The following is a 23,520-nucleotide window of genomic DNA, read 5'->3' on the forward strand; positions in this document are numbered from 1 at the left end:
GGATGGCAGCCAGGCAACAGGATTTATTAAAATGCTCTTTAATTTCCTGAAGCGTCATATCACCATTTTTATCAAGAAGGGCTTGCAATTCCCGAATCTCCTCGCATGAGAAACAACTTGGACGATGACCATTGGGTTTGGCTGATAATTGTTGGTTTTCACGGTAAGCTCTGACCCAATTGCAGATGCTAGCCGGGGTATACCCTAAAATATCTGCCAATTGCCTGGCTGTTGCTTTTCCATCAAGATACGCATGAACAGCCTTGGTTCGGATTTCTTCAGATGCAAATTTCATCTCTGCAACCTAAACGATTTTTAAATAAAATAAAAGTCAAATTGCTCTAGAATATAGTAGATTATTTTTCAAAAGAGCATCATTTTCATGGCACGGGAGCGGTCGCAGTCCGCATTACTGTCTTGCTCATAGCCTCCCTCATTCACAAGGTGGCTGACAATGAGCGATTCGAGACCGGATTCCTTGATGTTGGTGGGCATAATTATCCTTGGTTGTGTTGAGCGGGCGGTGTGGGCCAGGCTCCAAGCCAGCCCTGAGTCTGCAATACATTGGCGGCAAGGGCAATCTGTCGCTCTGAAAATTTCCTTTTGCGAGGATTCCAGGCGTAGATGCTTTGGGTGAGTACCTCCAAAGAGTTTGGAGCCTCGCGGGTTGCCACCCAATGTACTGAGGCCAGCAATTCCAGCCCAAAGGATGATTCAAAACCCTCCACAAGCCTGAATACACGCTCAAGGCGTGCTCGCGTTTCTGGGTGCTGTTCAAGCATGGCGGCTGCATCTTTTTCCGCGCCAGGCACTATGTTGAGGGGCTTTTCCGGCGCGTCGCCTCCGTCGGCATAGCCGGTCACATAGAACCCTTCAATGGCGTGCAGTACATGGCGTAAATTCTCCGCATAGGGGCCAAATGGGGCTTTTTCATACCTAAGCTTGAGGTCTTCCTCAGCCTCCTGCATAAAATACATGAGCTTGTGGACTTCAAGCAGAGTGACAAAAGGATCAAGCAGGCCCCGCAAATAATGCTCCATGAGCGCCAACAGCGCGGCACGCCCCGGGGTCATGTGCGGCACCTTTGAGGCGTGATGCATGGTGTTGCTGTGTGGAGCGCCGTTGGGCTCAAAAAGGACAATCCGCACATCGCTCAGACCGGAAAGGGACTGTTCAATAGCAGCCCGCACTGTGGGCCAATCCAGTCCGCCCAACCCGCAGCCCAGCGGAGGAATGGCAATGGAAGTGATGCCCCGCTCCTGTATCACGCGGGCAAGATCATCCAGACCGTTTTCTATATCCTTGAGGCTGCTCTTGCCGCGCCAATGCCGTTTGGTAGGAAAGTTGATGATGAAGTGTGGGGCCGTAAGCGTGCCCGTGGCGTAGACAAACATGCTGCCCGGCACAACAGCCTTTTTTTTGCAGGCGGCTTCATAGGCCTTGTAATTGGCGGGAAAGGCGTTTTTGAACTGCAAGGCAATGCCGCGTCCCATGGCGCCCACACAGTTGACGGTATTGACAATGGCGTCGACTTCTTCCCTAAGAAGGTCTCCGCTCTTGTATTCAATCATGACAAACCTCAATAATACCAGTCTGGCAAGACAACCACCGGGGGTTTGTGGTCCGTTTGGCGTAGCGCTATATTGACTTGCTGCTGAACAGCTTCAGACTGAACGCCAATGCGCTCAACCAATGTCCAGGGAAAGTGCTGTTCAAGTAAAAATTCTGCCTGTTTGGCCTCTTTGTGCCCTTGCCAATCGCGTGCCGCAACAGCTTTCCAGTCGATAGCATTCAAATCATCTGTTGCGCAGTAATCTTCAAAATAATACGCACCCGCGTTGGATAAGGTGAAAGCCCAGCGTTTTCGTTGTTTCGTTGCCCAAGCGATAGTAGCATACAGATCAGCCTCAAGATGGACAATGGGGCCTTGGCCGCCCCGATAGGTCAAGCCATGATGGTTATTCTGGGAGAACAAATACAGCATGACAGATCGGGGGCAAAAGTAAAAAGGCACACAATCGCCCACATGCAGACCGGGGTGACTCTTGAGAGGAAGAGTCAAACGTCGCTCCTTGATGACGGATATGCCGATGGTGGTACCCATGCCATGCTGTGCGTGCATATATGCGTCTGAATAGAGATACCCAGCGGCAATAATATGCGGCAGCCTGTCCACATGGACAATGTGATAGATTTTGGGTTGTGCGGGTACGGGCATAGCAGCCTCTGTCGGTATTCCTACAACATGCCCAGACGGCGCTTGAGTTCGGCAAGCTCACGTTCCCTTGCGGCAGCCTGCTGCTGGAGTTGAAGCAGTTGCGCCTGGCGATGTTCCTCCGCCTGGCGTTGCTGCTCCTGCCTTTCACACATGCAGCGTTGCAGTTCCGCTGTGAATTGAGCGCTTTGATTTTGGTAGGACTGGAGCCACGGTGGTATAGCGCCGGCAGCCGAATTGATTTGCATCGGCTGACTTGCGGTCTGAATATGTTGTGCGCCTTCGAGGGCCAGCATCAGGGCATTGCCAAGAGTCAGGGCAAAGCGCTCTTTTTCCGAGGTTGAGTTAGCGTAAGCGGCCTCCGACAACAACGCGGCCATTGCCTGTACCTGCTTGGCGGGGGTATCCGCCGTGAGGGCATCAAGAAAAGCGACGCCCTGCTTAATTCCACTGGCAGCCTGGTTGACTGCGCTTCCAGGCGGCGTGGAAGCTCTGACAGCCTCGGCGACAACTTTGAGAAACATGGTAAGTGGATGCATAGTATTATCCTTGTTATGGTTTATTCCGTCTGCTCTTCAGTGTCATCAGCAGAATATTCGTCTTCATCCTCGTGCGTTAGAGCATTTTCACTTTGAAAATGCTCTGCTGACGCGAGAGCGGCAGCCGCCGCAACGCGGCGTACATTCAGGCGAAAACCGCGTTTTTCGCCTGAATGCCACCTTTGACTTTCATAAAAAGTTAAAGGTAATCTGCTCTAAAAGGCTGCGACGCCGTATTTCTTGCGGGCCTTGAGGCCAGGCGCGCATGCAGGACGGCTTGCGGTGAAATGCCGTGCCTGGCAGGGGGATGCCATTGCAGGCCCAGGATCTCAAAGGCAGGCCATTGCCACAGCAGTCTTGCGTGCAAATTCGCGCAGGCTTGCCGAGCGAAGCTCTACGCGCGCCCGGCAGCGGCCAGCCTGGCTTTCAGCTCCCTGGTGCGCCGGGCCACCGCTTTTTCCATCTGGGACTGCCAGAGCCAGGAAAGGCCCAGGCAAAGCAGAATGGATTCCACCACAAAGAAGAAGATCCATTGGAGGCGGCGTTCCTGCCCGGCCGGGCGGTCTTGCTGGTGCAGCCACTTTTGCGCCAGAATCCGCCGTTCTTCAGGCGTGATTTGAGACAGGGCCGTGGAGATGACGCTGAAAAGTTCCGGCCAGTCCTTGCGCACGGCTATGGCGTGGCCGTAGGACGAATTCACCTTGCCCGCGGGCTGGATCTGCATGATGCCGCCGGTCTGAATCTTCTCCATCAGATTGAATTCATAGTCAATGATCGCGTCGGCCTCGCCGGTGACCACGCGTTGCAGCGCTTCCAGCGTGTCGGCCGCGGGCACGGGGATGATTTCGGGGTGGAACTCCCGCAAAAAGTCATGCCAGGAGTAATTGTTGACCACAGCCACCTTTTTGCCCTTGAGATCCTCAATACCGATCTTGTCCAGCCCGCTGCCCCGGCGGGTCATGATGATGCCCGGCATATTCACATAGGGCTCGGTGAAGACCATGTACTCATCGCGGCGGCCGGTTTTGGCAATGGCCATGAACATGTCGATGTGGTTCTGGCGGGCAAGCTGCTCCACCGTGGCCCAGTCCCTGACGCGGGGAACCCGGAATTCAAGACCCGTAAGCTTGCGCAAAAGGCGAAGATAATCTCCGCCCAGGCCAGTGTACCGCCCCCGTTCGTCAAACATTTCCAGCGGGTAAAAATTGGGGTCTGCGCCGATGATCACGACAGGGTGCTGCGTAAGCCAGGCCAGCTCACCGGGAGAAAGTTGATCCAGGAGGGGTTTTTTTTCCTGCACCAGAACGTCCACCACGTCGGTTTTGTCGGCAAACGCTTCAGGATAAAAGGCCTTAAGGCCCAGAATGACCTGAAGGGCGATAAGGCACAGTCCCAGACAGAGTGTGAGCAACTGGCGCATATGGCTCTCCGCTTTGCTTTGGTTCAAAAAGACGCGCCCACCGCGGGGAGGCATGCCTCCCCGCAGGTGTTTTTGCAAAAAACAGCGCGACTTCGGCAGGTTGTCACTTTGTCACGGATTGCGGCGTGACGAGGTCGATATATTTCGAGGTCACATAGGAACTGTTGCCGAGTTCCTTCAGATTCTGTTGCGTGAGCAGGCCCACGGAGGTGAAAAACTCCGCTATCTCGCTTTGCCACTGCTGCACTTCGCTGGGGCCTTTGTCGGCGGCGAACAGCCTGCGTTGCGCCTCAAGGTTGAAGAATTCATATGTCTTGAGATTGAGATTGATCAAATCCGTGCTGTAGTCCTGGCCGAGCCATTCCAGATAATATTTCTTGAATTGCGCGATCACTTCCTGGCGGGGAGCTGTCTGGAGCCAGTTGACGCCGCGCAGATAGAGGGTGAGAAAGGATTTCGCCACATCCGGGTACCGCATGGCGTAGGCGGTATCGGCCACCAGCACGATGGGCAGGTGCTTGCCGCAGTCCTTGGGGGTGGCCACGGTTTTCCAGCCGCGCTTGTCGCCCACAAAGGTGAAGGGGGCCCAGAGCACCACAGCGTCGCCGATGTTGTAGTCGAAGGCGGTCAAGGCAGGCGCCTGTTCCAGGTTTTTGAGCACGATGTCGGATTCTTTCAGACCCAGAGCCTTGAGCCAGAGGTGCAGGGCATAGTCCGCGGAAGTGACCCTGGTGCAAAGGATGGTTTTGCCGCGCACGCTTTCAGGGGAACCGTAGATATCCGGGCAGTCCTTGTTGCAGCCTTTGGTTTTCAGGATGGGGCTGTCCGCGCGCACCATGACCGCGTTGGCCATCGCTTCGTCGTTGCCCAGGCCGATGGTGCTCATATTGTAGCGCAATGCCCCGAGCATGGCCGGCACGGCGCCGAGACCGCCGAAAACCCAGCTTTTGGCCGGAAAGGCGCGCAGAGCGTCCGCGCCGGAATCAAAGGAGTACATGCGCACGTCGAGCCCGGCTTCCTTGTCCCAGCCCTGCTGCTTGGCGTACCACATGGGAAAGGCCTCCTGCCCCGGCAGCCAGGCAGTGGGCACCTTGATCAGATCCGCGGCTCGGACGGGCAGGGCCGCGCTCAGGCAAAACAGAGACAACAGAGCGAAAGCGAAGCATTTTTTCAACCGCATAGAGTTCTCCGTATCATGGTAAAATGTTGTTGCAGGGCCGTCTTATTGTCCGGGAACAGATTCCTCCGCCCCTTCCTCTTCGTCGGCGGAGATTTTGAACAGCACCGGATAATCCGACTTGCCGAACAACAGATAACGCAACCGGCTATGAGGAATGTGCAGCAAGTCCTGGCGTCTGTTGAGATAAAACAGGCTGCCCAGTCCCACCCAGATGAAGAGCATGATCCATGAAGGCACGCTGATGGCCGCCGGAGAGCTGGGAAAGATCAGCAGCACAAAGCAGACAATGGAAGTGGCCGCGCCGATCAGGCAGACAGGTCTGCCCCAGCGGGCTTCCGGCAGCTCGGGATTCTGTCCCAGATATTTGAAGGCGGTGAGGGCGGTGAACAAATAGGCCAGAGCCGTGCCGATGGCGGACATATCCACAATCCAGCCCAGAGCGGCCCGACCGAACCAGGGCACAATCAGGCAGAGCGCCAGGGTGAAGAGCACGCTTTTCCAGGGGGTATTGTAGCGGGAATGCACCGCGGCAAAAAAGTCGGGCAGAAATTTGCTGCGCCCCATGCTGAACAGCAGCCGGGTCGTGGCCATGAAAAAGCCGTTCATGCCTGTCAGAATGCCGGCCAGCACCGGCACGGTAAGCGCCACGCCGCCCCATCTTCCGAAGATCTGGTCTGCGACCCAGCCTGTGGCCCAGGCGTGGTTCTGGCTCAAAAGTTCCTTGTAGGGGATAAGGCCGGCCACGCAGAGCGCCACCAGAGTGTAAATGATCGCGCCGCAGATGATTGAGAGCAGCATCAGATCGCGGGCTTTGTGCGGGGAAAAGGTAAACTCCTCGGCCGTCTGGGGAATGGTGTCGAACCCAACGTAAAGCCAGGGCGTCAGGGCCAGGACCACCAGAACGCTGGCCAGGGGCGAGCGGTCTTCCGAGAAGAGCGGCTGCAGATTGCTCCAGGCCGACGTGTCGGCCTGGAGCGTGCCGAACGTCAAAACCAGCACGCCCAGGGTAAGGGCAAAGGCGAGGAAGACCTGAATGGCGCTGGCCGCGCCCATGCCCCGGAAATTCATCCAGCCGAAAAGCACCAGCACCGCGGAAACAAAAGCCAGCTCCCCGGCATTGATGTCCCAACCTGCAATGGTATACAAATAGCCCACGTCAAAAACGCCGGGCAACAGATAGCGGGTCAGGAGAATCATGGCCATGGCATTGGCCGCGATAACGCAGATGTAGCTGAGCACCAGGGCCCAACCGCAAATAAAGGCGCCCCTGGGCCCGAAACCGGCATAGGCATAGGCAAACGCGCCGCCTGCCACCGGATAGGGCTTGATCAGAAAACTGTAGCTCAAAGCCACGATGCATTGAAACAGGGCGCCCACAAAGAACGCAATGACTGTTCCCAGCGGGCCGGCATCAGGCAGAAAGCGTATCCCGGGCAGTACAAAACACCCCCAGCCCACAATGGCGCCCAAGGCCAGGGCCAGCACCTCCAGGGGGCGGAGCGTTTTTTCCAGTTCTTCACGCACTTCGCCCGCATGATTGTGCTTTTCCGGTGTATCCCCCATGCGCGTCCTCCAGATCATTGTCTGTTTATCGGGCCGGTACAGGCATTCGGGATAGACACCGGCCTCAACGTGCAGGCCGGATACTACCACCGGAAATGCTCAGCCGAACGGCTTGGCGCGACGGCGCAGCCCGGCGTTCTGTGCTTCAACCGTAAAAAACGCTCCGTGTTATGGTTCTTGAGGTACCTGATCTGTGTCTTAGGGGGTAGAGACGCTGTTCGTCAAGGGCTTACGCACTATTCAGCAAGGCATTTTTTGGCAAGTTGCCGAATGCCTGCCCTTGCGTTTTTCCCGGTCTCGGGGCGCAAAAGCCGCGATCCGGCCAGCCCAGGCGCAGAATCATGGCCCCGGCCATGACCGGCAGATGGCCAGAACCCTGAAGTATTTTTTGATTGAAAATATCCATTTTCAATCACTTCGCTGCCATCATTTCGCGTCCAGGCTTCAGCCGTTGCGACGAAGGAAGCTACGGATGGAGACAGCAATTAGAGCATTTTCAAAGTGAAAATGCTCTAGCTGATTTCATGAGCAAAACGCCCTCAGGCCGTCACGGCCTCAATGCTTCCATGTTCCACTTTGAACAGGGCGCAATGCGGCTCGGCTTTGCGCAGGATCTCCACCATATGCGGCTGGCAGGTGAAATAGAGCAGTTGATGGGCCGGGCCATCCTGGCCGCTGGTCAGCTCCACAAAGGCGCGGGCCGTGCGCTCGGCGCGTTGCGGGTCAAAGTTCACCAGCACTTCGTCCATGATCACGGGCAAAGCCGCGGCCTGGGCCGCGTGATTTTTGATGTAGGCCAGGCGCAGGGCCAGATAGGCCTGTTCCTGGGTGCCGCGGCTCAAGACTTCAGGCGCCACAGGTTCCCCCTGCTCGGGCAAAATGCTCAGGCTTGAATTTTCCAGCGAAGCGCTGATGCCCCGCCAGCGGCGGTTGGTGATCCGGGCGAATATTTCCGAAGCCTGGCGGATGACTTCCGGCTGCCGCTCGCGCTCGAAAATGCGCTTGGCCGCGAGCAGGATTTCCCGGGCCAGGGCGCGGCGGCTCCAGGCAAAGGCCATGCGCTCCATGCTTTCCAGCAGCGAGGCTTCCTGCTGGCGCAGATCCGCCAGCTCGTCGGCGCGGGCCAGGGTTGAGACCCTGGCGCTCAGGCCCGCCACGGCCGTGGTCAGATCCTGTTCCTGATCCAGAAGCCCGCTGAGTTCCTCCTCAATGGCCACGCTGCGTTTTTCCTGGCTTTCCTGCTCGGCCTCCTTGAAAGAGGCGAGGAACTCTTCCAGAGGGAGGCGGTCCGCGGCCAGGCGCAGGGCGTCTTCCAGCTCCTTGCAGCGGCGGCTCAGAGAGCGTTGCTCCTCGCGCAGCGCGGCCAGGCGCAGAAAGTCCTCGGCGTCGGCAGCCCCGGCAAGAGCCAGCAGGTTGCGCTCGCTGCCGGCGGCCTTGTTGAGAGCGGCCTCGCAGGCGCGGACCTCATCCTCTTCTTCGGCCAGCAGGGCGGCCAGGCGGGCGCGTTCGGCCTGCGCAGCCGCCATGCTTTCCGCGTCTGCCAGAGCCGCGTCCAGCGCGGCCAGCCAATCCGTTTCGCGCTCCGTCTCCTGGGCATTGCCGGGCATTCGCCCCAGATCGGCCAGAAGCCCGGCCAAGGGGTCGCGCAGGGCGGCCAGTTCTTCCCGGCTCTGCGCAAGCTCCATCCGGGAACGCTCCAATGCCGACTCGGCTGCCAGGCAGTTTTCCATATACTTGAAGGCCTCGCGCACGGTTTCCGGGTCCAGATCGTCGCCCAGCCCCAGCCCCTGAAGGCATTGCCCCCAGATTTCCCGGGCCGCGCGCAAGCGTTCCTCGGCCGCGTGTAATTGCTCCGAAGCCTCGACTTGCATGTCTTGCGCGCGCTCCAGCTCGCTCTCGCGGTTCTGAAGCGCGGCAGAGGCCTTGATCCTCTGCTCGCGCGCGGCATCGGCCTCGCGGCAGCTCTCCAGCACCTGGCGCACGCATTCGGCCAGAGCGGCGCTGTCCGTCCGGTCTGCAAGGCGTTCGGCCACGGCGGGCACCGCGCGCATCTGGTTTTCCTGCTCCCGCAGGTCTTCTTCCAGGGCGCGCAACTCGGCTTCAGCCGCGGCCAGGCCGCTGAAAGCCAGGCGGGCGGATTCCGCCCGGGCAAAAAAGGCCGCCGCGCCTTCAGGAGCCGGAACAGTGCTCACATGCAGGCTGAGCATGAACTCGTGCCAGCGGCGACGGGTCTGCTGCACCACGCTTTCCAATTCATGACGCCTGCCCTGCTGCGCGCTGACCTGGGTTGCGGCGGCGTCCATTTCCCGCTTCAAGGCGTTCATATCCTTACGGGAACGCTCTTCGTTGAAGCATTGTTCGCGTTCGCGCTCCAGCAGCATTTCCGTGGCTTCCAGGGTCACCGGGTCCATGCTCTCCACATTGGCGGCCGCGCAAAGCTGGCGGGCCTGCTCGCCCAATTCGGCCACATGCAGGGCGCAGGTTTCGCGCCGGTTGCGCAGTTGATCCATCTCCCGCCGGTGGCGCTTGGCTTCAGGACCGCTGCGCGGCAGCCCTCCGGCCAGAAAGCCCACGCCGCAGACCAACACCAGATAGCCGGACCAGAGGCTTACAGGCAGAGCCAGGGTGTCAGTCAAGGGCAGGCTGGTCAGGCCCCAGCGCCAATAGCCCAGCAGAATGCCCGCGCCCGCGAGGATCAAAAGCGCGCCCACTACCAGCAGGGGCAGGCTTTTGACCGGCGAGGGCGCCTGCTCGTTGCTGATGCGGTTGTCCAGCTCCTGCAGGCGCTCGCGCTCTGTGGTCAGGTTGGCGGAAAGGGCCCGCAAGGAGCGCAGCGCGGCGGCGCGCCCGTCCAGGGCCTCGCGGCTCGGGCCGCTGACGTTGCGTTGCTCCTCGCGCAGTTGTTCCATGCGGCTCTTGATCGTCTCCACCTGCTCTTCGGCCTGCTGCACGGCCAGCGACGCTTCGGCGGCTTCGCGCAGACGTTCCTGAACGTCAACGGCCAGCGTGAGGGCCTCTTCCTGCCGGGCGAGCAGGGCGTCCAGCGCTTCGTCGGGCTGCGGGACGGACTGGGCGGACAGGCGCAGGGGATCATAGGCCCGGGCAAAGGCCGTGCGCGCATTGTGCAGGGCGCGCTCCCGGCCCGGCAACTGGCGGCGGCCGTCTTCCAGCCGGGCCAGGGCCTGGCGCAGATTGTCGCGGGCCTCGTCCGGCAGGGCGGCCAGGGGCACGGGCAGGAGAGCCAGCGCCTCTCTGGCCGCAGCCACGTCGCGCCCGGCTGTTTCCACCGCGCGGTTGGCCTTGCTCAGCGCGTCCACGGCAGCCCGGTGGGCCGAGTCCGCCGCAGTCATTTCCCTGGCTTGTTTTTCCAGATCCTCGCGCGCGAAAAGGGAGCGATCCGTGGCGCGAATCCTCTCACAGCTCCAGTCCGGGCCCAGGCGGGCCAGTTCGCGCTCCAGATCCGCCTGTGCCCGTTTGCAGCTTTCCTCCTGGACGGGCAAGGCCGTCAGGGCCTGGCGGAAACTGCTTTTGCGTTCGGATAAAATACGCAATTGCGGCAGGGCGTCGAGCAGGCCTTGATCCACATGTACCGCGTCGCGCCTCGCCCGCAGGCGCACACGTTTTTCACAATGCGCGGCCCATTGCCGCTCGCAGGAATCCCGCGCTTCCTGAGCGCGCGCCAGGCGGGCCGCGCCGTCCTCGGGGAAGCTTTCGTCAACCGGCGCAAGGCCCTCCAGGCGCGCGCAGAGCATGCGCCATTCATCCCATTGCCGCCAGACGCCCAGGCGGCGCTCCAGCAGGCGGCGCTCCCCCTCCAAAGCGCTTTTGCGCTGGCGCAGTTGCGCGAGGGTTTCTTTTTTTTGCGAAAGATCCAGAGCCAGGGCGTCAAAACCGGCGCACTCCTCCTCCACGTCACGGATCTTGCCGCGCAACTCTTCCAGTTGGCTCAAGGCCTTGTTCAGCGGGGGTTTTACGCCGCCGCTTTTGAAAATATCCTCGGCCTGCCGTTCCAGGATTTTCAGCGCGTCGCCGGGCGAACGCAGTCCCGGGCCGAAACTTGCGCCGTACAGCGCGTTGCGCACGCCTTCGGCGCTCAGGCTTTCAAAACGCTCCAGCTCGCTCAGGCTGAAGCCGAAGACATTGCGGTAAACCTCCCGGCTCACGCCGAAAAGCAGTTGCTGCAGCAGCTCGGGCTGGAGCATCGTGCCGTCCGCCCCGCTCACGGTCAGCACGCCGCCGTTGCCGCCGGGCCGCCGCGTGAGGTGCAGGGGCTCGCGGCCCTCGGCGCACAGCACCAGACTGCCGCCGGTCGTGCCGCCGCGCAGGGGGGCATGGCTGCGGCGGGCCTCCCTGCTGCGCGGATCGGGATAGCCGGTGAGCATGGCGCGCAGAAATTCCAGGCATGTGGACTTGCCCGCTTCGTTCTGGCCCAGAAAGACAGACAGACCGGGCGAAAGGGCTTCCACCCGCACGTCGGAAAAAATGCCGAAACCGTCAATGTGAAAGGAGCGGATATGCATCAGCGGGCCTCCAGCAAATCCATGCACAGGCGTTCCGCTTCATGCAGCAGGACCTGCATTTGCGCGTCATCCGGGCGGCTGAGAACCTTGCGCAGACGGCTATGCCCGAAAAGCGGGTTCAGAGCCGGATCGCTCACTTCGCGCAGGGCCTCGTTGCTGTGGCGCATGCGTTCGCTCAGGCGCAATGCCTCGCCCAGCAGATCCTCGCGCTGGAGATATTCGGCGCGATCCCCCAGGGGCGCTGTTTCCACACGCAGATCCTTGAGCCAGATTCCGGGGACGCCGGTGTTCAGGTGAGCCAGACGTTCAGCCAGATCTTCCTGATTGGCGGCATCCCGCAGCACGGCGTCCAGCCGGGTTCGGCCTTTCAGGGACACCCGGGCCAGAATCGCTTCGCAGCCGGGCTCGGTTGCTTCCCCGGCCTGTTCCAGCAATTGCGTCAAACGGCGTTCCACCTCGTCCAGATGTTCCACGTTTTCCAGATCAAGCTCGAACCTTTCCCATTGGACCGGTCCCAGGCGCAGAAAAGAAGCCTCACAGGCAAAGGCGTCACCCCTGGGCGCGACCGTGACCAGCAGGCAGCCCCGCAGGCCCGCCTCGTTGACGTGCAGGCCCTGGGCATTGCCGGAATAGGCGATAAACGGGCTTTCACAGAGCGTTTTGCGTTCGTGGACATGCCCGAGGGCCCAGGCGTCCAGGCCGGTGGATTTGAGATCATCCAGGGAGCAGGGGGCGTAGCGATCCGCCTTGCTTTCGCCGTCCACAGTGCAGTGCAGCACGCCCAACTGAAAACAGTCATGCGCCGGATCGCGTTCGAACAGGCGGCCCAGATTGCGGCCCTCCCTGGCTTTGGCGTGGCTGATGCCGTGAATGACGGCCAGAGGCGCGCCGTTTTTTTTCAGGACATGCCGCGAGGGCTCGGGGCCGAAAATCGTGACGTTGTCCGGCCACTGCACGGCCGCAAGGCGGGAGGCCAGCGGGTCGTGATTGCCGTGGGCCAGAAAAACGCGGATGCCGAGGCTTTTCAGACGCTCGCAGCCGTCGCGCAGCTTGAGCTGGGCTTTGACGCTGTGGTTTTCCTGGTTGTAGATATCCCCGGCGAGCACCAGAAAATCCGGCTTTTCAGTCTCGCAAAAGCGGAACAGCCGCTCCAGGGCCGTGAACGTGGCTTCGCGCAGCAGGCGGGCCAGATGGTTTCCTTGCGCGGCCTCGCGGGAAAGGCCCTGGAAGGGCGTATCCAGATGCAGATCAGCCGCGTGGATGTACCGAATAACGTCCATGCGCAATAACTCGCTTGCGGAAGGTGGAAGAACGAACGGAAGTAAAAAATCTAGACTTTTTCAAAAGATCTGACAAGCGCGGGATAGGGGCGTCGGCATTTTTCCGCCGCGTCTTCGGATCACGATCGATCGGCGCGCGTCTGGAGCGTGAGACAGGCAAAAAAACGATGCCGGGCTGTCACGGGCAGGAAGCATACGCCGCAGGCGAGGGGCCGGACGGCCGCTCAGGGGCGCAAGAGCAGGCGCGGGATATAAAGAACCAGGGCTGTGTCCGGGAAAGAGCGCCCAGGCGTCAGGATCTGCCGGGGGCGGCAGTTACCGGCGGGGCCGGGCGCAATGCCTCGGCCAGGGCAAAGCCTCGCCCGCCGCAGTGTGGCCAAAGCCGTTACTTGCCGGATGCGGCGCGCAGGCGCTTGCACTCCTCGCCCAGACGGAACAGCTCGGCATCCTGAGGCGTGACTTTCAGGCCGTTGCGGATATGGCCCAAGGCGCGCACATATTCGCCCGCCTCCATCATGGCTTTGGCCATCAGGGCAAAGACCGCGGTTTCGTTTTTGACGTACTGAAGGGCCTGGGCAAAGCTGGCGTCGGCTTCCGAGGCTTTGCCCTGCGCAAGATAGAATCTGCCTTCCTTGAGAAGGCGATCCAGATTGAGCTTGCGCTGGAGCGTGGTCTCGTAATCTTCCTGATCCTCCTGTCCCTTGAGCTCCTTGTAAAGCCCGATGAACAGGCTGAGCAGCGCGCGTTCCGCGCCCGGCTGATAGCTCACCGGGCGGCTGTAGGCCTTTTTGAATTCAGGAGTGGAGATCAGCACTGTCAGAGCCTCGCGGAAATCGCCGCGCACATCCGCGGGCGCGTTCATCCCGCCCAATTCCTTCAAGGCGGTAATGGCCAGGAAGAGCGCACGCGGGAAGTCGCGGCGCATGCAGCTTGTTTTGACCCGCCCCAAATCTTCGCGGATTTTACGTATATTCATGATTCGGCTCCCGTACACTCGGCTATTTCCCAAGTATGCCCCATTCATTTTCGGAGAGCAAGCCGGAACGTCGTGTCGCACAGGGCTGCCGCATAAGATGGTCAGCCCTGTCCGGCCTGTCTCCTTCCATTGACGCGCGGAGCGCGCGTTGATAGGTTTGTCGCGCACCTTCCACGGCGGCAAAGGAACAGTATGGCGCGCGTACTTTACGGCATCCACGGCACCGGGCATGGACACGCCATGCGCGGCCTGACCATAGCCCGTCGGCTCTCCGGCCATGAATTCCTGTTCGTGGCTGACGACGACGCGCCAAAGGTGCTGGAGCCCGAGTTTGAGGTTCGCCGGCTGCCCAATCTGGGAACCGTATTCAAAAATTACAAGGTGGATTTGAGCGCCACCATCGCCCGGGCCGTGCCCCTGCTTCTGCGCCGTGAGCGTTATATTGAGCAGGCCCTGCGGATCATGGAGGCGTTCCGGCCCGACGTCTGCATGACCGACCTCGAATATTTCGTTCCGCGGGCCGCCGAACGCGCGGGCCTGCCCTGTCTGACCCTGGATCATCAGCATGTGCTGACCTGCTGCCGCCACGATCTGCCGCGCAATATGTGGTGGGATGCATTTACGCAGGGCCTCACCCCGCGGCATCTTTTCCGGCCCACGGACGAAAACCTGATCATCTCCTTTTATGCGCCGCCGGTGCTGCCCCGCTACAAGGCGCGGATCGCCCCGCCCATATTGCGCGAGAGCGTGCTGGCCCTGAGACCGCGCGACGACGGGCATGTTTTGGTCTACCAAAGCAATTCCACGCACCGAAAGCTGGTGGATTTTCTGCGCGCGGCCACGGATCGCCTCTGCTATGTGTATGGCTATGATCGCACGGAGGGCCGCGAGGGCAATGTGATCTTCATGCAAAAAAGCGAAGAAGGCTTTTTGCGCCTGCTGGAAGGCTGCTCCTACGTTATTCTGGGCGGCGGTCATACCCTGATGAGCGAAGCCCTGCACCTGGGCAAGCCTATCCTGACCCTGCCGCTCAAGGCTATGGTGGAACAGCGTTTCAATGCCTTGTATGTGGAGCGCCTGGGCTACGGCATGCAGGCCGACATGTACGGCCTGGAACCAGGCCTGTTGCGGCGTTTCGAGGAGAATCTGCCCCGGTATAAAGCTGCCATTGCCGCAGGGACTTTCTGCGGCAACGACCTGGTTTTTGGCCTCACGGAGTATTTTATCCGGCACGGCAGTCTGCCGCTGAGCGGCGCTCCCGGCGTGGAAGAACACGGCACAGGGCAGCCGCGCCATTGACGATCGCGCGGCTGCGCCGTTGCGGCATTTTCGGCTGAACCGGCCAGTCATGCGGGGCGCATGGGCATATATCTGCGGCGGAAGTCGCGCTGCGAGCGGGCAAGGTCATGCCCGAAGGCGTGGAGTACGACCGGCCGGCCCGCGATATGGGCTTGCCGGTGCAGTGTATTGCCTTCAAAGCGCGCCCGGATGACCCGGGCTTGCCTGGCCTACATGCCGAGGTAGGCGCTGCGCACCTCTTCACTCTCAAGCAGCCTGGCGGCTGTGTCCTCCATGACGATGCGGCCGTTTTCCATGACATAGCCGCGGTGCGCGATGCGCAGGGCCTGATTGGCGTTTTGCTCCACCAGAAAGACTGTGGTGCCGTCGGCATTGACCTTGCGGATGATGGCGAAGATCTGCTGAATGATAATCGGCGCCAGGCCCAGGGAGGGCTCATCCAGCAAAAGAAGCCTGGGCCGGGCCATCAGCGCGCGGCTGATGGCCAGCATCTGCTGTTCCCCGCCGGAAAGCGTGCCGCCCGCCTGGCGGCGGCGCTCGGCCAGAATGGGGAAGAGGCTGAAAACATAGTCCAGATCCTCTTTGACGCCCTGCGTGTCGCTGCGCAGAAACGCGCCCAGGTCCAGGTTTTCGCGCACGCTCAGATCCGGAAAGATCAGGCGGCCTTCCGGCACCTGAGAGATGCCCAGGGCCACGATTTCATGCGGCGGCAACTCGTGGATCGGCGCGCCGTTCCAGAAGATCTCGCCGCGCCTGGGCCGGTTGATGCCGCAGACGGTCATCAGCGTGGTGGACTTGCCCGCGCCGTTGGCTCCGATCAGGGTGACGATTTCGCCGTCGTCCACGCGCAGGGAGACGCCGCGCAAGGCCTGGATGTTGCCGTAGTAGGTATCCACATCCCTGAGTTCAAGCATCACTTTCCCCCAGGTAGGCTTTGATCACCCGCGGGTCGGCGCGCACTTCGCCGGGCTTGCCCGAGGCGATGCAGGAGCCGTACTCCATGACGTAAATGCGATCCGAAAGAGACATGACCATGCTCATATCGTGCTCAATGAGCAGAATGGAAAGTCGGCGGCTGTCCCGGATAAAGCGCACCAGCTCTTCCAGCTCATGCGTTTCCTGGGGGTTCATGCCCGCGGCCGGTTCGTCCAGCAGAAGCATGCGCGGCTGTGTGGCCAGAGCGCGGGCTATTTCCAGGCGGCGCTGCGCGCCATAGGCCAGATTGCGGGCCTTTTCATTCCAGAGGTCCTGCAAATGCACGGTTTCCAGCAGGGCATAGCTGATGTCGATGCTTTCCTGCTCTTCGCGACGGGTGCGGCCGTCCCGCAGCACAGCGCCCAGAATGCCCGCGCGGGTGCGGCAATGGCGGCCCACCATGACATTCTCCAGCACGGTCATGTCGCTGAACAGCCGGATGTTCTGAAAGGTGCGCGCCATGCCCAGGGCCGTGATCGTGTGCGGCTTTTTGCCGTTGAGCAACTGCCTTTCGCCGTCCGCGGCATGGAGGTACATTTTGCCGTCAGTGGGCGTGTAAATGCCGGTGACGCAGTTGAAAAACGTGGTTTTGCCCGCGCCGTTGGGCCCGATCAGAGCAACGATCTCATTGGCGTCCACATGCAGATCCAAATCGTTCAGCGCGCGCAGGCCGCCGAAATCCTGCGAAAGACCTGTGACTTCCAGCACCGGTTTCATGCCCGGCCTCCGCTCTTGGCCCGCTCCAGGCCGCTGATCCGGTAGCGGCGGCGTTCGCCGCTGATCAGCCCCTGCGGCCTGAAGATCATCATAACCACCATGATCGCGCCGAAGATCAGCATTCGGTATTCGGAAAAGGCGCGCAGATATTCGGGGGCAAGGATCAGAATCATGGCCGCGATAACCACCCCGGATATGGAACCCATGCCGCCCAAAACCACCATGGAGAGGATCATGGCCGATTCCATGAACGTAAAGCTGGAGGGATTGATGTAGGTGGTCTTGGCCGCGAAAATAACCCCCGCAAAACCGGCCCAGCAGGAGCCCAGGGCAAAGGCCGAGAGCTTGACGCGGGTGATGTCCACGCCCATGGCCTCGCAGGCGATTTCATCTTCGCGCAGGGCTTGCAGAGCAAGACCCACCCGCGAATTCTTGAGCCGGTAGATCACGATGATTGTGATCGCCACAGCCGCCAGCACCAGATAATACACATAGGTGGTGGAGGCGTTGATGTCCATCTGCAGGCCGAACAGGCCGGGCCGGGGAATGTCGCTTATGCCGCGCGGGCCGCCGGTCAGGCTGGTCCAGTTCTGCAGGGAAAGACGCACGATTTCGCCGAAGCCAAGAGTGACGATGGCCAGATAATCCCCACGCAGACGCAGCACCGGGAAGCCGAGCCCCAGGCCGAAGAGCACGGCCACAATGCCGCCCGCGGGCAGACAGGCCCAGAAACCCCAGCCCAGAAACTGATTGAGCAGGGCATAGGTATATGCGCCCACGGCATAAAAGGCCACATAGCCCAGCACCAGCTGACCCGCCAGGCCGACGACGATGTTCAGGCCCAGGGCCAGCATCACATAGAGCAGAGCCGAAATCATGATATTGGTCTGGTAAAAGGAGCCGAGCACAGGCATGATCAGCATGATCACGCCGAGCACCGCAAGGCCCGCTGTCTTCAGCCAGGGCTTGCCGCCCGGCAGGGAGCGCAGCCCGGCGTCCAGCCCGGCGGGCAGACACAGCAGCGGCAGCCCTTTGGCCTTGCGTGAAAAACACCAGTCCCAGATCAGCGCAAGAACAAACACGCCCAGGCCCAGCCAGAGAATGCGGTCAAAACGCCACTGCACGCTTTTATCAAGCGTATTCAGCTTGATGCCCATGACGGGCAGGGTGAGCAGCATGAACCAGAGAGCCGTCAGCAGGGCTTTGAGTGAACGCCGCATGCCTATACCTTTTGCACCTTGGCTTTGCCCAGAATGCCGTCGGGCCTGAAAATCAGAATCAGAATCAGAATGGCGAAAGCCAGGATGTCTTCATAGTTGCCGGCAAAATAGCCGGTGGTAAAGCTTTCGGCCAGGCCCAGGACCAGGCCGCCGACCATGGCCCCGGGGATGGAGCCGATGCCGCCCAGCACGGCCGCGGTAAAAGCTTTGAGCCCGGCCAGAAAACCGATGCCGAAATTGACCTGGCCCATGTGCGAGGCAATCAGCACGCCGCCCAGCGCGGCCAGACCCGAGCCAATGATGAAAGTCAGGGAGATGATCCGATCCGCGTTGATCCCGAGCAGCAGGGCCATTTTGCGGTTCTGGGCCGTGGCGCGCATGGCTTTGCCCATGCGGGTGAAGCGGATGAAGAGCGAAAGCGCGATCATCGCCAGGGTGCTGACCAGCAGGATCAGAAAGTCGCTGGGCCCCATGACGTAGTCGATGCTCTCCAGAAATTCCATGTCCGGCAAAAGGCGCGGGAAGGGAACAAAGTCCGAGGTCTGGGCCAGCAGCACATAATTCTGCAAAAAGATGGACATGCCGATGGCTGAAATCAGCGGCGAGAGGCGGGGAGCGCCGCGCAAGGGCTTGTAGGCGACTTTCTCCAGGGTAAAGCCGTAGGCCGCGCACCACAGAATGGCCACCAGCGCGGCCACGATCAAGATGCCGCCTGCCGGAAAGCCGTAAACGCCCAGGGCCCCGGCAACCAGCAGCGCGGTGAATGCGCCGAGCATGTAGATTTCGCCGTGGGCGAAGTTGATGAGCTCAATGATCCCGTAAACCAGGGTATAGCCCAGGGCGATCAGGGCGTAGATGCTGCCCCGGGTCAGCCCCCCGAAAAAGAGTTCTATGAAGAATTGTATATCCATATTTTCCCGCGCGGGCCTGCGCCCGCCCACTTGTCGGGCGCGCCGACAGTCCAGAGCGATTCAAATTCAGACCGCTCGCAGTCCGCGGCGGGTGGAAAGCGGCGGATCGGCCCCCTGGCAGGCCCCGCAAAGCGGCACACAGCGGAAAAGGGGCGCGGCGAACCGCGCCCCCAATGCTTACTCAAGGGTGATGCTGTGATCAAGCTCCACGAATTTGCCGTCTTTGACCTGATAGATGGAAAGCCCCATGCCCGCCGCATCTCCGGTCTTGCTGAAGGTAAGCGTGCCGAGCGGCGTCTTGACCGGCGCGGTGTGCAGTGCTTCGATAATCTTGTCCGTGTCCGTGCTGCCGCTTTTTTCAATGGCGTTGACCAGGGCCAGCATGGCCGAATAGGCATTGTAGTAGAAAGAGCCGGGCTCCACGCCGAATTGCTTGACGTGGGCTTCGCGGGCGTGCTTGAACTCGGGCAGGTTGCGGGTGTCTTTGGGATAGGAGGAGTAGACGCCCTCGCTGTCCTTGCCGGCCATTTTGATGAAGGCTTCGTCCATGAGCCCGTCCGGGCCGAGCACGGGGGTGGTCACCCGATCACGGCGCATCTGCTGGATCAGTTTGGAGGCTGTGGGCTGGTAGCCCCCGAAAACCAGAATATCGGGCTTAGCCCGGCGCAGCTTGCGCACCACAGCGGAAAAGTCCACGGCATCCGGCGTCACGGCTTCAAAAAGCACTGTTTCCACGCCGGCCTTTTCCAGGTGGGCGCGGTTGATGTCCGCAAAGCCCTTGCCGTAATCCCCGTTATCATGCAGGTAGGCGACTTTTTTGACCTTGAGATTGTTGAGCATGAAGTCGCTGGTCAGGCGGCCCTGGGCATTATCGTTGGCAATGGTGCGGAAGAAGAAGGGATTCTTGCCGCCCGCGGTCAGCTCCGGGGTGGTGGCGGAAGGGGACATGGCCACGATGCGAGCCTCGGCGTAAAGGGGCAGGGTGGCCTTGGTGGCGCCGGAGCAGATCGGGCCCATGACCACGGCCACCTTGTCGGAAATGAGTCTGGTAGCCGCGCTGGTGGCCAGTTCGGGCTTGCATTGGTCGTCCTGGGCGACCAGCTCGAGCTGACGGCCCAGAATGCCGCCTTTGGCGTTCACTTCATCAATGACGAGCTTCGCGGCGTTGAGGCTCGGCACGCCGTAGGAAGCCAGATCGCCGGAATGGGCTCCCTGCACGCCGATCTTGATGGATTCCGCGGCGATCGCGGGCGCGGCGGCAGCCACGCAGAGCGCCATTGCCGCAAGCCAGGTCATGCATTTTTTCATCTGCCCATCCTCCGGGAAAAATGTGTGCGCGGACAGAGCGGTTTCACTTTGAAACTGCTCTGCTGACGCGAAAGCGGCAGCCGCCGCATCCGCGCATGGATAAGATCTCTCTATTGCATTATTGCCAAAGCCGTGTCAATGCGTTTTGCGCACATGCACCGCCGCTCAGCTTTTCTTCTTGTGGCTGGAGCGCAGATGAATGCGCATGGGCGCATGGCTGATGCCGAATATTTTGCGCAGCGCGCGCTCCAGGTAGCGGGTATAGCTTTCCGGCACCCTTTCGGCATCGCTCACGAAAAAGACAAAGGTCGGCGGCGCGGTTTCCGCCTGGGTCAGATAAAAGAATTTGGCCCGCACTCTTTTGACGACCGGCGGCTGATGGCGGGTCAGCACTTCTTCCATGGCCCGGTTGAGCTGGCCGGTGGGGATGCGGATCGAACATTCCTCATGAATTTTTCGGGCCAGAGGCAGAATTTTATGAAGATCTTTGCCGCTGGCCGCGGAAACCGGCAGCATGGGCACATGCCCGCAGAAAGCCAGCAACTCCGTCACGTTTTTTTTGAGCTGGGCAAGCGAGCCGCGGGGCACGAGATCGCATTTGTTGATCAGCACCATGAAAGGAGTCTTGCGGGTATCCAGCATGTCCATGAGCCGCTTGTCCTGCTGGCTCACACCTTCCGCGGCGTCCAGCACGAGCAGGGTCACGTCGGCCTTGGTGCTGGATTTGATGGCCGCGTTGACCGAATACTTTTCCACGTTGTCCGTGATTCTGGTCCTCCGGCGCACGCCCGCAGTGTCCACAAAGACGTATTCCAGGCCGTTCTTTGCAAAGCGCACGTCCACGCTGTCGCGGGTGGTGCCCGCCACGTCGGAGACGATCATCCGTTGCTCGCCGGACAGAGCGTTGATCAGCGAGGACTTGCCCGCGTTGGGACGCCCCAGCATGGCCAGGCGCAGGGCAGGAGGGGCCGGGGGCTCGGCCGGGCATGCTGCTTCGGGAAGCATGGCGGCGAGATCCTCGACCAGAGCGCGCAGATTATGGCCGTGCTCGGCTGAAACGGCCACCAGAGGAAAGCCCAGACTGTGAAACTCGGCCGTCTGCTCGTCCTCGCGTTCCGCGCCGTCCACCTTGTTGACCACGCAGAGCGTGGGCAGGCCTTTGCGCCGCACATGCGCGGCCAGATACTCATCCAGAGGCAGCAGGCCGTCGCGCCCGTCCACCACGAAAGCCACGACCGCGGCTCCGGCCAGAGCGTCCTCGGCCTGATTCAGAATGTCCTGCTCAAAACCGCGGATGCCCTCAGGGCCTTCGGTGACGGCGGCGTGCGCGTCCAGGGTGATGCCGCCGGTGTCCACAATGCCGAAGGCGGGCAAGCCTTTGCGGCGCACCAGGCCTTCCATGCGATCGCGCGTGATGCCCGGCCTGTCGTGAGTGATGGCACGGTTGCTGCGGATCAAACGGTTGAACAGGGTGGATTTGCCCACATTGGGCCGGCCCACCAGGACAATACAGGGAAGCGATTGGGACATACGGAGAGGGCCTTTTCTAAAAGCCGGATCGTTCACTGCGCACGGGAAACCCGGGAGTCGGGAAGGCCGCGCGCGTGCGCAGGAAACAAAGCCGTCTTTTTAAAGTGTTGGATGTGTGCGTTGGAGCGAGTTTCGTTGCGCAGGCGCGCTCAGGCGGCCTGAACGGCACTGCGCCGCACTGCGGCCGTCGGTTCAGCCATAAACGCTTTTTCAGCGCAACGGCAGGATTGACCTGCACTACAGGATATTGAACATCTGCGCTGCCATGCCGCTTTGCAAAGCGGCAGCCCGGAAAGCCTGTTTACCATCATCCCCGCTCAAAAGAAAGCCCGGCGTCGGGAACCTGCGGATATTCGGAGCCGGAGAGATCGAGACAGTCGGGCAAGGCATGCAGCGCGCGTCCCCCGGGCCATTCCGGCAGGCAGGCAAAAACCTCTCCCCGCGGCAGGACGATGCGCAAAGCGTGCAGATACATGCGGCCCGCCGCGCTGTCTTCGGGCATTCCGTATTTGGCGTCGCCGAGCACGGGATGCCCCAGGCTTGCCAACTGCACGCGTATCTGATGGGTCCGGCCCGTGAGCAGACGAATCAGCAAGAGGCTTTCCTGTTCTTGCACGCGCAAAGGCCGGGCCAGGCACAGGGCTTCCCGCGCGGAATGGTCATTGTCGCTGCTTTTTACGGCACGCATTTTTTCATAACCGCGCTCAAAGCTTTTGCGCAGATGGTGGCGCAAAAGGCGCGTCTCGGCACAGGGCCAACGGCCGCGCACCCAGGCCACATATTCCTTGATCACGGCGCGCTCGCGCATGGCCTGCTGTATCTCGCGCAGAGCCTCGAAACTGGCGGCCACCAGCAAAATGCCGGATGTATCCTTGTCCAGGCGGTGCGCGGGCGTTGGCTTGAAGGTCGCGCCCGCATGGTGAGCCGCAAGCCGGGTGACCAGACTGTCGCTGTGGCCGGTGCCGGGGTGGGTCGGCAGGCCCGCGGGCTTGAACACGGCCCAAATGGGGCCTTCAGCGCGGACAATCACAGGCGGCGGCAAAGAAGCCGGGGAAGCCGCGACCGGAAAAGCCATGCGTTCCGGTAAAAGCGCGCGGCCTGCAAAATCCCGTTCCGCGCTCCCACTGCTTTGCGCCGCCATTTTCAGGGCAAAGGGCGGCAGGCGGATCACGTCGTCGCGGCGCACGCGGGCAAAAGGCTTGCAGCGACCGCCGTTGATCCGTATCTGGCCGGTGCGCACCCAACGGTGCAGCAAAGCGGGCGGCAGATTGAGCCTGCGTTGCAGAAATTGAAGAAGTTTCTGGCCGCTTTCAGCCTCGCTCACAACAGGGCTGTCAGTGACGGCAATGCTGGAGGCCGGATCAGGGGCCGGAGCCGGGGTGTCGTCCGATGGCATACAGAATACTTTGACCCCAAAGCGCGCTGGCCGTCAAGCAGGAGATGGGGCAGAAGGCATGACGTTTAGAGTGAAAATCCTTTCTCAACCATGGAAAAGTCAAATGAATTTTTTACGAAAATCATCGCAAAGGTGAATCCCTCAAGAACAGGCAGATAACTTATTGCAACACCAGGAAAATACTTGAAATTTTTTTGTATACTGTACCTGCCTGAAAGTCAGAAATCAGAATGCCTGTCTGCATATAAAAAATTATTTTACTTATATTCTTATAGACATTTCTATAAATTTGTTCCATAAAAAAGACATGACAGCTTGTAAGTCTGCATCAACAAGCTGATATTACTGTAAATAGGAAGATTCTGCACGCAATACAGGATAGTAAATTCAGTTCTGCACGAGGCGGAGGAAACGCATTTTTGGCAGCAGGCATGCGCGCGTGCGCGCCTGAAGACATATCCGTCTGCGCAA

General features: G+C 60.6%; 21 protein-coding genes. 2 read left to right on the top strand and 19 right to left on the bottom strand.

All coding sequences use genetic code 11. From position 1 onward, the window contains the following. The 5 genes from G7Y52_RS02480 to G7Y52_RS02495 form a co-directional block, all read right to left on the bottom strand. Positions 1-295 (bottom strand): helix-turn-helix domain-containing protein (locus G7Y52_RS02480; protein ID WP_165065529.1); only part of this gene is annotated, 295 nt, incomplete at its 3' end. Positions 296-363: 68 nt separating this feature from the next. Then, complete coding sequence (locus G7Y52_RS15450; protein WP_277424276.1) at positions 364-495, bottom strand: hypothetical protein; 132 nt, start codon at positions 493-495, stop codon at positions 364-366. 2 nt (positions 496-497) lie between these two features. Next, the gene (locus G7Y52_RS02485; protein WP_165065532.1) at positions 498-1,571 is read right to left on the bottom strand and encodes a macro domain-containing protein; all 1,074 of its coding nucleotides are present in this window, start codon (positions 1,569-1,571) and stop codon (positions 498-500) included. 8 nt (positions 1,572-1,579) lie between these two features. Then, the gene (locus tag G7Y52_RS02490) at positions 1,580-2,218 is read right to left on the bottom strand and encodes a DUF4433 domain-containing protein (RefSeq protein ID WP_165065534.1); all 639 of its coding nucleotides are present in this window, start codon (positions 2,216-2,218) and stop codon (positions 1,580-1,582) included. A 20-nt stretch (positions 2,219-2,238) separates the two neighbouring features. Continuing rightward, the gene (locus tag G7Y52_RS02495) at positions 2,239-2,754 is read right to left on the bottom strand and encodes a hypothetical protein (RefSeq protein ID WP_165065537.1); all 516 of its coding nucleotides are present in this window, start codon (positions 2,752-2,754) and stop codon (positions 2,239-2,241) included. A gap of 10 nt (positions 2,755-2,764) precedes the next feature. On the opposite strand from G7Y52_RS02495, the gene G7Y52_RS02500 reads away from it, so the two are divergent. Beyond that, the gene (locus G7Y52_RS02500; RefSeq protein WP_165065540.1) at positions 2,765-3,007 is read left to right on the top strand and encodes a hypothetical protein; all 243 of its coding nucleotides are present in this window, start codon (positions 2,765-2,767) and stop codon (positions 3,005-3,007) included. 141 nt (positions 3,008-3,148) lie between these two features. Here the strand turns inward: G7Y52_RS02500 and G7Y52_RS02505 are convergent, their stop codons facing one another. The 7 genes from G7Y52_RS02505 to G7Y52_RS02535 form a co-directional block, all read right to left on the bottom strand. Next, entirely contained in the window at positions 3,149-4,174 is a 1,026-nt protein-coding gene (locus tag G7Y52_RS02505; protein WP_165065543.1) for a transporter substrate-binding domain-containing protein, read from the bottom strand. A gap of 103 nt (positions 4,175-4,277) precedes the next feature. Then, positions 4,278-5,354: an ABC transporter substrate-binding protein gene (locus G7Y52_RS02510; protein WP_165065546.1), complete on the bottom strand. Its 1,077-nt coding sequence runs from the start codon at positions 5,352-5,354 to the stop codon at positions 4,278-4,280. Positions 5,355-5,396: 42 nt separating this feature from the next. Next, positions 5,397-6,917, bottom strand: coding sequence for an APC family permease (locus G7Y52_RS02515; RefSeq protein WP_165065549.1), 1,521 nt, complete (start codon positions 6,915-6,917; stop codon positions 5,397-5,399). A 229-nt stretch (positions 6,918-7,146) separates the two neighbouring features. Continuing rightward, the gene (locus G7Y52_RS02520) at positions 7,147-7,323 is read right to left on the bottom strand and encodes a hypothetical protein (RefSeq protein ID WP_165065552.1); all 177 of its coding nucleotides are present in this window, start codon (positions 7,321-7,323) and stop codon (positions 7,147-7,149) included. Positions 7,324-7,456: 133 nt separating this feature from the next. Further along, on the bottom strand, positions 7,457-11,437 hold the full coding sequence (locus G7Y52_RS02525) for an AAA family ATPase (protein ID WP_165065555.1): 3,981 nt from the start codon (positions 11,435-11,437) through the stop codon (positions 7,457-7,459). Beyond that, entirely contained in the window at positions 11,437-12,717 is a 1,281-nt protein-coding gene (locus tag G7Y52_RS02530; RefSeq protein WP_165065558.1) for a DNA repair exonuclease, read from the bottom strand. The genes G7Y52_RS02525 and G7Y52_RS02530 overlap by 1 nt, the downstream gene beginning before the upstream one ends. A gap of 385 nt (positions 12,718-13,102) precedes the next feature. Next, on the bottom strand, positions 13,103-13,693 hold the full coding sequence (locus G7Y52_RS02535) for a tetratricopeptide repeat protein (protein ID WP_165065561.1): 591 nt from the start codon (positions 13,691-13,693) through the stop codon (positions 13,103-13,105). Between the two features lie 192 nt (positions 13,694-13,885). Here G7Y52_RS02535 and G7Y52_RS02540 point away from each other — a divergent pair, with 192 nt between their 5' ends. Continuing rightward, positions 13,886-14,992, top strand: a complete 1,107-nt coding sequence (locus G7Y52_RS02540) for a glycosyltransferase family protein (RefSeq protein WP_165065564.1) — start codon at positions 13,886-13,888, stop codon at positions 14,990-14,992. A 209-nt stretch (positions 14,993-15,201) separates the two neighbouring features. On the opposite strand, the gene G7Y52_RS02545 is transcribed toward G7Y52_RS02540, so the two are convergent. From G7Y52_RS02545 to G7Y52_RS02575, 7 genes are all read right to left on the bottom strand, one after another. Further along, positions 15,202-15,906 (bottom strand): ABC transporter ATP-binding protein, encoded by a 705-nt coding sequence (locus G7Y52_RS02545; RefSeq protein ID WP_165065567.1) that lies wholly within the window; start codon positions 15,904-15,906, stop codon positions 15,202-15,204. Next, a complete protein-coding gene (locus G7Y52_RS02550) occupies positions 15,899-16,684 on the bottom strand; it encodes an ABC transporter ATP-binding protein (protein ID WP_165065570.1) in 786 nt (261 codons plus the stop codon). The genes G7Y52_RS02545 and G7Y52_RS02550 overlap by 8 nt, the downstream gene beginning before the upstream one ends. Beyond that, positions 16,681-17,904, bottom strand: a complete 1,224-nt coding sequence (locus tag G7Y52_RS02555) for a branched-chain amino acid ABC transporter permease (protein ID WP_165065574.1) — start codon at positions 17,902-17,904, stop codon at positions 16,681-16,683. Before G7Y52_RS02555 ends, G7Y52_RS02550 begins: the two co-directional genes overlap by 4 nt. Before the next feature lie 2 nt (positions 17,905-17,906). Continuing rightward, positions 17,907-18,815 (bottom strand): branched-chain amino acid ABC transporter permease LivH, encoded by a 909-nt coding sequence (locus G7Y52_RS02560; protein ID WP_165065577.1) that lies wholly within the window; start codon positions 18,813-18,815, stop codon positions 17,907-17,909. A 177-nt stretch (positions 18,816-18,992) separates the two neighbouring features. Further along, positions 18,993-20,123 (bottom strand): branched-chain amino acid ABC transporter substrate-binding protein, encoded by a 1,131-nt coding sequence (locus tag G7Y52_RS02565; protein WP_165065580.1) that lies wholly within the window; start codon positions 20,121-20,123, stop codon positions 18,993-18,995. Positions 20,124-20,288: 165 nt separating this feature from the next. After that, the gene (der, locus tag G7Y52_RS02570; RefSeq protein WP_165065583.1) at positions 20,289-21,653 is read right to left on the bottom strand and encodes a ribosome biogenesis GTPase Der; all 1,365 of its coding nucleotides are present in this window, start codon (positions 21,651-21,653) and stop codon (positions 20,289-20,291) included. Positions 21,654-21,960: 307 nt separating this feature from the next. After that, complete coding sequence (locus tag G7Y52_RS02575; RefSeq protein WP_165065586.1) at positions 21,961-23,049, bottom strand: RluA family pseudouridine synthase; 1,089 nt, start codon at positions 23,047-23,049, stop codon at positions 21,961-21,963. Positions 23,050-23,520: the final 471 nt, after the last annotated feature.

Source organism: Desulfovibrio sp. ZJ200 (genome assembly GCF_011039095.1).
Taxonomy (GTDB): Bacteria; Desulfobacterota; Desulfovibrionia; order Desulfovibrionales; family Desulfovibrionaceae; genus Desulfovibrio.